Source organism: Pseudomonas sp. MYb541, from assembly GCF_037479595.1.
GTDB classification, from domain to species: domain Bacteria; phylum Pseudomonadota; class Gammaproteobacteria; order Pseudomonadales; family Pseudomonadaceae; genus Aquipseudomonas; species Aquipseudomonas canadensis.
This window is the reverse complement of record NZ_JBBGYS010000030.1, coordinates 78461-86779: the sequence shown is the minus strand read 5'-3', so window position 1 is coordinate 86779 and position 8319 is coordinate 78461. Positions and strand designations below refer to the sequence as shown.

At 64.1% G+C, this 8319-nt stretch carries 10 protein-coding genes; 3 read left to right on the top strand and 7 right to left on the bottom strand.

Annotation, left to right across the window (positions count from 1 at the left end; all coding sequences use genetic code 11):
- Nucleotides 1-136: 136 nt before the first annotated feature.
- Genes gspD through gspG form a run of 5 tightly spaced genes read right to left on the bottom strand, consistent with a single transcriptional unit; the run spans nt 137 to nt 5288 of the window.
- Nucleotides 137-2404: a type II secretion system secretin GspD gene (gene gspD / locus WH299_RS19030; protein ID WP_339551017.1), complete on the bottom strand. Its 2268-nt coding sequence runs from the start codon at nt 2402-2404 to the stop codon at nt 137-139.
- Nucleotides 2401-2913 (bottom strand): type II secretion system protein GspM, encoded by a 513-nt coding sequence (gene gspM / locus WH299_RS19025; RefSeq protein ID WP_122724557.1) that lies wholly within the window; start codon nt 2911-2913, stop codon nt 2401-2403. The genes gspD and gspM overlap by 4 nt, the downstream gene beginning before the upstream one ends.
- On the bottom strand, nt 2906-3964 hold the full coding sequence (gene gspL, locus WH299_RS19020; protein WP_339551016.1) for a type II secretion system protein GspL: 1059 nt from the start codon (nt 3962-3964) through the stop codon (nt 2906-2908). The genes gspM and gspL overlap by 8 nt, the downstream gene beginning before the upstream one ends.
- Nucleotides 3961-4830: a type II secretion system minor pseudopilin GspK gene (gspK, locus tag WH299_RS19015; RefSeq protein ID WP_158628960.1), complete on the bottom strand. Its 870-nt coding sequence runs from the start codon at nt 4828-4830 to the stop codon at nt 3961-3963. The genes gspL and gspK overlap by 4 nt, the downstream gene beginning before the upstream one ends.
- Nucleotides 4831-4838: 8 nt before the next feature.
- The gene (gene gspG / locus WH299_RS19010; RefSeq protein WP_028619764.1) at nt 4839-5288 is read right to left on the bottom strand and encodes a type II secretion system major pseudopilin GspG; all 450 of its coding nucleotides are present in this window, start codon (nt 5286-5288) and stop codon (nt 4839-4841) included.
- A gap of 148 nt (nt 5289-5436) precedes the next feature.
- Here gspG and gspI point away from each other — a divergent pair, with 148 nt between their 5' ends.
- Nucleotides 5437-5802 carry a type II secretion system minor pseudopilin GspI gene (gene gspI, locus WH299_RS19005; protein ID WP_068933882.1) on the top strand — a complete coding sequence of 122 codons (366 nt, stop codon included), beginning with the start codon at nt 5437-5439 and terminating at the stop codon, nt 5800-5802.
- Here the strand turns inward: gspI and WH299_RS19000 are convergent.
- Nucleotides 5789-6220 carry a type II secretion system protein N gene (locus WH299_RS19000; RefSeq protein WP_126571198.1) on the bottom strand — a complete coding sequence of 144 codons (432 nt, stop codon included), beginning with the start codon at nt 6218-6220 and terminating at the stop codon, nt 5789-5791. The genes gspI and WH299_RS19000 overlap by 14 nt on opposite strands.
- Before the next feature lie 93 nt (nt 6221-6313).
- Here WH299_RS19000 and WH299_RS18995 point away from each other — a divergent pair, with 93 nt between their 5' ends.
- Complete coding sequence (locus WH299_RS18995; RefSeq protein ID WP_339551013.1) at nt 6314-6766, top strand: GspH/FimT family pseudopilin; 453 nt, start codon at nt 6314-6316, stop codon at nt 6764-6766.
- Nucleotides 6763-7383, top strand: coding sequence for a type II secretion system protein GspJ (locus WH299_RS18990; RefSeq protein ID WP_339551012.1), 621 nt, complete (start codon nt 6763-6765; stop codon nt 7381-7383). Before WH299_RS18995 ends, WH299_RS18990 begins: the two co-directional genes overlap by 4 nt.
- Here the strand turns inward: WH299_RS18990 and WH299_RS18985 are convergent.
- The gene (locus WH299_RS18985) at nt 7380-8306 is read right to left on the bottom strand and encodes a FecR family protein (RefSeq protein ID WP_123474080.1); all 927 of its coding nucleotides are present in this window, start codon (nt 8304-8306) and stop codon (nt 7380-7382) included. The two genes, WH299_RS18990 and WH299_RS18985, sit on opposite strands and share 4 nt — an antisense overlap.
- Nucleotides 8307-8319 lie beyond the last annotated feature (13 nt).

Genomic DNA, 8319 nt, shown 5'->3' with positions numbered 1-8319 from the left:
GAGCCTAGGCGAGGTGCCGAGTGGTGGGGCGAGGACCTTTTGGTTACTTTTGGGTCCTTCCAAAAGTGACCCGCTGTAAGAGCGGAACCATAAGCCGCCGTTACCGCAGCAACGGATATGTACACGGTCAAGACCTTCAAGGCCGCCCCCGAGGAATCGCCTTCTCCACCGAAGGCAACTGCGGCGCCTGCACATCCGGCATCGCCCAACTATGCTCCGGCTGCAACCCCCCTTGCGCCCGCCGCATAAACTCATACCGATTCAACGTAATACTGCGCCCCGCCCCACTGTCCCGAATAATATAAGGCCGCAAAAACACCATCAGATTGGTCTTGTTCACACTGCGCTTTTCATTCCTGAACAACGCCCCCAACCCTGGAATATCCGACAACCACGGCACCGCATCATTACTCTGGCTATACCCATCCTGCAGCAACCCGCCGAGCACCATGATCTGCCCGTCATCCAGCAAAATACTGGTATCGATCGCCCGCTTGTTGGTCACCGTCCCTGCCTCCACCGACGCCCGCGTATCCACCGTACTGACCTCCTGGTAGATATCCAGCTTCACCGTACCGCCCTCGGAAATCTGTGGTCGCACATTCAGCTTCAACCCCACCTCCTCACGCTGCACCGTCTGGAACGGGTTGTTGCTGGTGCCCCCGCCGCCAGTCACATAACTGCCGGTGACAAACGGAATCGTCTGCCCCACAAAAATACTCGCCGCTTCGTTGTCCAGCGTCAGCAGGTTCGGCGTCGACAACACGTTGGTGCCACCCTTGCTCTTCAGCGCACGCGCCAACACCTTGAGGTCGAGCACCTTGCCGATACCAGGAATATCCACGGTTCCGTTGACCAGGCCCACGTTCAGCCCCTTGGGCAACACGTCGATACTGGTGGGGCTACCCGGCTTGCCATTTACGCCGCTGCCGCCGAGATTCACGCCACCAAACCCACCCTTGCCACCGAGATTGCCGGCCTGCCACTGCACGCCAAACTCAGTGGCATCGTCTTCGCCGACTTCCACGATCAGGCTTTCGATCACCACCTGGGCGCGGCGCTGGTCGAGCATGTCGATGACTTCACGCAGGTTGCGGTACAGCGGGTCCGGTGCAGAGATCAGCAAGGTGTTGGTGGTGGCGTCGGCCTGGATGGTCACACCCCCGGCGCTGAACGCGGTGTCCTGATCTTTGGAGGTACCACTGGCGGTGTCGGTTGAACCCGTGGATTGACCGTAACCGGATTGCACACCACTCCCGGTGGGTGTGCCGCTGCTGTTTTGCGCGTTGCCCGCGCCTTGGCTGTTCTTGCCATTGCCGCCCATGGCGCTGAGCTTGCCACGCGCGTCGTCGCTGACGCCGGAATCGCTTTCGCCGGTCAACAACCCACGCAGCGATTGCGCCAATTTGCCCGCCTGGGCGTTGCGCAGGTACACCACGTGCATGTTGCTGGGGTTGCTCTGGGCGTTGTCGAGTTTGTAGATCAGGTTGCGCGCCAGCTCGGTACGCTCCGGGCTGCCGGAGCGGATGATGATCGAGTTGGAGCGCGGGTCGCCGATCACGTTGATCTTCTGGGTCTGGTCGGCGCCCTGGGTTTCCAGCAGTTCGGAGACCATGGCGGCGATGTCCACGGCGATGCCGTTCTGCACCATCACCACGTCGGTGTCGATGGCGCTGGGCGTGTCGATGCCGTTGATGATCTGCGCCACCCGCGCCAGGTTTTCCGCGTAGTCGGTGATCACGATGCTGTTGTTGCCGGGGTAGGCGTTGATCGGGTTGTTCGGCGACACGATGGGGCGCAGCACCGGGATCAGGTTCACCGCGTTCTCATATTGCAGGCGGAACGTGCGGGTCTGCATGCCGCTGCTGCCGGCGCTGTAGATCGGCCCACCGAGCAATTTGGCATCGGCTTCGGGCACCACCTGGGCCACACCGCCGACGTCGACCACGCTGAAGCCCTGCATGCGCAGCGCCGCCAGCAGCATGTCGTAGGCCTGATGCGCCGGCACCTGGCCTTCGCTGACCAGGGTGAGGTTGCCCTTCACACGCGGGTCCACCAGGAATTGCTGGCCGGTGGCGCGGGACAGTGCGCGTACCACCGCCTGGATATCGGCGTCGACGAAGTTGAGCTGGACTGGCTGGTCACCCAACGGGTTGCGTGCCTTGACCACCGCCGGGGCATGGCCGCGTGCGCTGTTGGTGACCCGGTGTTGTACGGGAGCTTTGGGGACAGGTTCGCGCAGACGATCTTGCAAGGTCTCGCCGTTGCTACGCGTCTCGGTCAGCGGTTGGCCGAGCTCGCTGTCCACCAGCAACGGCTTGGGCGCCTGCTGGCTGCTGCACGCACTCAGGGCCAGCACCAGCAGCGGCGCGACCAGACGAAACGGGGGAACTGACCACTTCATGAAGCTTCCTTAGCGCCAAGCGCCTGATCCATGCGAACGGTCCCGGACACAGTGCCGGCCGAGTTGTCGACGGTGTCGAGGGTGCGCTGCAATCGCGCCTCAGACACCTCCAGGGAAAACGAACGGGTATTGCCCAGCAACCAACCCACCACGGCATCGGCCGGCGCGTTGTCGAAGGTCAGCCGCCACCCCGTGGGTTCCAGCGCCTGCAACTGGTAATGGCCTTGCAGACCCGCGCCATCCAAGGCCTGGCGCAGGGTGGTTTCGTCACCCTGACGGGGCGCGGCGACATCCTGCAACAACACCTGCAAGGCTGCGGCCTGGGCGCGCAGCTTGGGGGTTTCGGCCTGCCAGTAATCGATCTTCTTCAGCGCGGGCTGCACCAGCACCAGCCAGGTCAGCAAGCTCGCCAGCACCAGCCCGGCACCACCGAGCAAGCGTTTTTCGCGCAGGGCCAGGCCGTTCCAGAACACCTGGGCCTGGCTGCGCACTCGCTGTACTTTATTCATCGCCGGCTCCTGGCTTCTCTGCGGCCTGGGCCGGGGCAATCGTCCAGGCATGCTCATCGCGGCTGGCGGTAAACCCGGCCTGGGCCAGCGTCGCCTGCCATTCACCCTCGGCGACCGGGTTACGACTGTCAGCGAGCAATGCCACATGCAGACGCCCCTGCTCAAAGCTCAGGTTGTCGACGCTGCCGACCATGAACGGCAGGTTGCTGCCGGCCAATTGCAGCAGGCTGGTAAAGCGTTGGCCGGGGTCGGCGGCCGCACCGGTCCGGCGGGCGGCCAATTGCTGTCGAGCTTGCTGCAGGGGGTTGAGCACCACTGGCAACTCAGGAAACGCTTGACGCACCTGTTGGCTCATCAAGGCTTTAAGGCGTTGGCCGTCCTCTACCTGACGTGCGGCGTACAGGTTGAGGCCGAGGGTCCAGATGGCGGTGGCGAGCGCGACACAGGCCAGCGCCCGGCCCCATCCAACGGTCGAAGGCTGGATGAGACCGCCGTGCAAGCCCCAAGTGGGTACAGGCCCACTCCAACGCTGCGCCGCGTCTACCAGTTGCACATCCAGCGCCTGCAAGCCGAGTGGGTGCACCGCGCCTTGTTGCAGGCTGTCACGTGTCAACAGATAGCCGTCATCCAACGCAGCAGCACTCACCGGCAAGGCATAAGGCGCCGGGTACAGACCGCGTAGTTTGATTGGCAGTTGCGCGAGCCGCGCCAACCCGGCCTTGGGCACCCACGCGACGTGCACGCGCCCGTCGTTTTCGCGCGGGCCGTGGGCCACCTGCATCTGTTCGACCGGGCCGAGGATCAGCGCCTGCGCCGCGCAGGCCACCGCCGCCGCCGTTTTCGCGGCGGGTAGTGGTGGCAGCTCCAGGCTGGTAAGCAGGCTGTCGCGCGGATGCAGGAAACAGTCGATTGCCTGGCGGGATGTAGCCAATTGCGTCAGGCTTTCATACCCCTCTTCAATCACTGCGCCACGCTCCAACCAGGCAAATCTGACCCTGCTGTCAGCGGTCAATTGATCCAGGGGCGGCAAGCCGATGCGCAGGCGTTTCATACGCCCACCCGCGACCAGATGACGCGCGGCTGCCGGTCTTCCGGGCGATGCAACAACGCGTCGATCGTCACCCGCCGCTGCTCGCGCCGGGCCTGGCCCTGCACGCGAAACCATTCACTGGTGATGCCCACCTGGACTGTGTCCACCGCCACTTGGGGCAGCCGCAGGCGATTGACAAAATCCCCACGGTTGATGAACCACTGCCCACTGTCGCGCTCGGCCACCAGCCCGTGGGCCTGGGACAGGCTGAGCTGCGGCACCACCGCGCTGAGCACTTCGGCGCTGGCGGTGTTGCCGTTGATCCAGGTCTGGCCGGGCAACACGCTGATGTAGGCCTGCATGCGCTGCAACATGACGGGGTTGAGGCCTTCAATCCCACTCAGGTCATCCAGGCTGCGTAGCATCGGGTATTTGGCAGGCGGTTCATAAGAGGCAATCACCCGCTGGCTTATGCGCCGACTCACGGCCGGATCGACGCCGATCAGCCGGCACAGCCGCTCGAAACTCTGTAACTGTTCGGCATCCACCTGCTGGCGATTGACCAGGTTGCGCAGGTTGAACTTGCCCTGCTCGTCCTCGATCCGGCCCTCAAATTCGCCCCTTTGAGCGCGGGCCCAAGGCTGGTCCAGGCGGGTCAGCACGTCCTTCTGGCGTGCGTCCCAGAGCATCTGTCGGCTGCGCTCAAGGCCACCCTGCAACAACCACTGGCCCTGGATGCGCAGCTGCTCGGCTTCCAGGCCGCGGGTGAACACGGTCTGGCGCGTGAGCATGGCGCCGGCCAACACGGCGACCACCGCAGCGATCAGCAAGGCGCTGATAATCGCCATGCCGCGCTGCTTCGCCGCTGGGGGCGAATACCGTTTCATAATGGGCCTTACAGCTGCCAGGAGCCGATATCGGCATTCACACCCTCGCCATCCGGCTGGCCGTCGGCACCGAGGGAGAACACATCGACCTCACCGTTGGCGCCTGGGTTAAGGTAGTGATAAGGGTTGCCCCACGGGTCGTTGGGCAACCGTTCCAGGTAGGCGCGCCAGTTGCTGTTCTTCGCGTCCGCCGGGCGCTCCACCAGCACTTTCAGACCTTGGTTCATGTTCGGGTAGGTACCGTGGTCGAGCCGATAGAGTTTCAGCGCCTGCATCAACCCACCGATGTCCTGCTTGGCCGCCGTGGCCCTTGCCTGGTCCGGCCGGTCCAGCACCTTGGGCACCACCATGGCGGCCAGGATCCCGAGGATGACCACCACCACCATGATCTCGATCAAGGTGAAGCCACGCTGCCCGCGAGGGCCTGGCAATGGGGACGTTAGGCGCGCGATATCCATCTCGACATTCCTTGGCTTGAGTGCAATTCGTGGCGCAGTGTTGCAAGAACACATGTCAGTCGTATTGAAAATCCTCGGGAGTTTCGGTCGCCAATCGGTCAACTGCCGGCGCTAGTCTGCGGGCCTGTTTCCCGGCTTTGAGAGCACCATGTACGGCCGTCGCAAGGAGCAAGGTTTTACCCTGATCGAGGTGCTGGTGGCGCTGGCGATCATCGCCGTGGCCATGGCCGCCGCCGTGCGCGTGGCCGGGCTGATGACCCAGAGCAACGGCTTGCTGCGGGATAAATCGATCGCGTTGCTGGCGGCGCAGAGTCGCCTGGCGGAACTGCGCCTGGAAGGCCACTTGCGCAGCGGCAAGAAGACCTTCGAGTGCGATCAAGGCCGCCTGAAACTGCGTTGCGAGCAGACCATCAACGCCGATGGCCGCCTGTTTCAGGTCAACCTGCAGGTGCTCGACGCCAGCCGCGAAGCGCCACCCCTGGCGCGGCTGGACACCCAGGTCATGGCCGAGTGAGCAGCGGCAGCGCAGGGCCGTCCGGCAACTTGTCGAGGTTGACGCGCAGCTTCTCGCCACCGCGCTCGATCTCGACTCCATCGCCTTCGATGGCCGTCAACCGCACGCTGGGGCTGAGCCGCTCGCCCAATAGAAAGCTGCGCGGCGGTCCGTCGTTGAGACTGAGGATCGCCACCGCACCACGGGCGCCCGCCAGCACACCCGTGACCTTCACCTGCAGCGCCGTCGGCGCATTGGAAAACCATTGCAGCGCCGGGTTATCGCTGCGCGCCGCGAGTGCCTGGGGCGTGGCTTGGGGCGTGTGGGATTCGGCGCTGGTGAGCAGCAGCGGCGTCCATACCGCCACGCCCGCCAGGGCGGCCAGCACACCCAGCGCCTGCACGCCGTGGGCCAGGGTGAAACGATGGGCAAATGCCATGGGGAGGACCTCCTGTTTGTCCGTCGCACCAGCCTACAGATCAATTCGCACGCTTTTATTTCACAGACTCCCCAGTTCTCCAGGAAGCCCGCGATGAAACAGCAAGGTTTCACCCTGATTGAGCTGATGGTGGTGCTGGTGATCATCGGCATCGCCAGCGCCGCCATCAGCCTCACGATCAAACCCGACCCGCTGCACCTGCTGCGCAAAGACGCCGAGCGCCTGAGCCAGTTGCTGCAAGTCGCCCAGGCCGAAGCCCACGCCGACGGCCGTCCCATCACCTGGCGTGCGGATGCCAAGGGCTTTGGTTTCAACCGCCGCAGCGATGATGGGAGGAGCGTGGAGTCTTTCCAGGGCGACACCCAACTGCGGCCGCGCCTCTGGGAAAGCACGCCCATGCAGATCAACATCGAACCCCGGCAAACCCTGGTGCTCAATGCCGAATGGATCAACCCACCGCTGCGGGTGGTGCTGTCCGACGGGCAACACAGCCTCAGCCTGCAACGCAACACCGCCGGCTTGATGCGCGTAGTGAGTCAACCATGAACACCTCCCAGCAAGGCTTCACCCTGATCGAAGTGATGGTGGCGATCATGCTCATGGCGGTGGTCAGTCTGATCGCCTGGCGCGGGCTGGACAGCGTGACGCGCGCTGATCAGCATTTGCAGGCGAGCAGTGAGCAGACGGAGGTGCTGCTGCGGGCACTGAACCAGATGCAGCGCGACATCAGCTTGCGCGCCAGTGTTGAGCTGGTCGCCACCGATATGTCGCAAGACGAGGCGCCCAAAACCGAAGGGCTGGCCGCCGTGATCGTGCGCAGCTCCGACAGCAAGGGCTTCAGGCTGGACGTGATCCGCAGCGCTCCGATGGCCGGGGATGGGCTGCAACGCGTGCGCTGGTGGCTCAAGGGCAACTCGTTGTACCGCGCCGCCGCCCCGACGCGGGACCGATACCCGCTGCCGGCGGCCAAGGATGGGGTGGTGGTGTTGACCGGTGTGAGTGACCTGCAGGTGCGAGTGTGGGACGCAGACAAGGGATGGCGACAATTGAGCGGAAATCGTCGGGAGGATCCGCTGGGACTGGAAATCAGTCTGGTGCGGCAGACGCCTCAGGGCGTGGAAAAATATCGGCAGGTGGTGGGGCCGTTGAGGTCGATGAATTAACTCAACAACACCACCCCACCCGGCAACTCCGTGCACTTCGCCCCGTATGCATCGCGAATCAACAATGCCACGCCCGCCAGCTGCTGCAGACTGAACCGTGCCTGCACCCGGCGCTGTCCCAGTTGCTTGTTAAGCAGCACAAGCATCCCAGGTCGGTACCGGTTGATCTCATCCACCACCGTCGCCAATGTGGCGTTGTTGAACACCAGCACCTGTTCACGCCAGGCCACGACTGCCTGGGTGTCGACTGTCGTCACCTCACTGAAACCGGCAGTGCTGTAGGTCAATTGCCGGCCACTGCCCAGGCTCATGCTGTTGCCGGCAGCGTCCACCGACAGCGACCCTTCGATACAGGTGACACACACGGTGTGATCGGTATGCCGCACGTTGAACCGCGCCTGCGCCGCGCTGACCCAGCCGTCACCGGCCTGGACCTTGAGCGGTTGGGCAACGTGGGCGACCACTTCGACTTCGCCTTCAAGCAGTTCAATGCCCTGCCCCACCCGGCTGATGCGGGTCTGGGTGTTGAGCTCCAAGCTGATCCCCTCGCTTAACAGCACCTGGCGCTGCTCACCGACTTCAGTGTGATAGTCCGCGGTAAGCCCGGCAAAGCCACCCGGCACGCCGACGCGCACCATCACCACCGCGGCCGAAGCGGCAATCGCGCCGCCCAGGAACGCCCGTCGACCAAAGCTGCGCGGTTGCGCCACCTGGTCGAGGGCCGGTGTGAGGTTTTGCCACAGCACCTTGGCCTGCTCGAATGCCTGGGCATGCTCCGGGCTCTGCGCGCACCAGGCCTTGAGCGCCTTGGCATCGGCCACGGTGGCACGGCCCGAGGTCAGCAGGAGCAGCCAGTCGCGGGCTTCATCGTGCAGGGGGCTGGCGGCGGATGGCCGGGCGTTGGGGAAGCTGAAAATATTCAAGCGCGCACGTACT